Origin of the sequence: Thalassotalea sp. G20_0 (genome assembly GCF_017744175.1) — a bacterium.
Lineage (GTDB): Bacteria > Pseudomonadota > Gammaproteobacteria > Pseudomonadales > Endozoicomonadaceae > Endozoicomonas.
Genome location: NZ_JAGHQV010000515.1, coordinates 1 through 539, shown reverse-complemented (window position 1 = coordinate 539; position 539 = coordinate 1). Strand labels below are relative to the sequence as shown.

The window sequence follows — 539 nt, the reverse complement described above, 5'->3', positions numbered from 1 at the left end:
GGAGAAAAGTTTATACTGTGGCCGGGGCAGAACTTCCTTGCTGGGTCTGTCCCAATGCCATGGGGAAACCCCGGGCCGTAATGCACCCAACGTCCTGCGCGAATACTGGAATGGTTGAAACAATCCAGTTTTTCGTCACTGAGGTTCAGCAACCGTTTAAGAAACGCTTTTTTGCTGGTGTTTACCGGAATATTGATATCATCCGCTGCCACGGCGAGGTTCATATCACCAAGGCAACCGTGGAAGTCGGCCAGGGCGTCCAGCCATTGCTCTTCCAGGTCAACAGTATTTGGCCGCTCGCCATCAATGCCCAGCCCTGCCAGTTCCCTGAACAACGCCTCAACCACTGATTTATCGTGTCCTGGAACGGTGATGATCAGTTGATTTTCAAAGGTAAGGGCATCAGGCAGGTTCGGAGGAAAAAACAGTATACTGCCGCCCTCACAGACGTCCGCTTCGAGTTCAACCCCATGTACCGGTGAGGCAGTCAGTTTGCCTTCATCCAGCTGTTGCTGATCCAGGTAACTGACGCTCTGGCC

General features: G+C 52.9%; 1 protein-coding gene. It reads right to left on the bottom strand.

The window, feature by feature from the left end:
* Nucleotides 1–539, bottom strand: a 539-nt coding sequence (locus J7438_RS27325) for a hypothetical protein (protein WP_209279150.1), incomplete at both ends; no start/stop codon positions are given.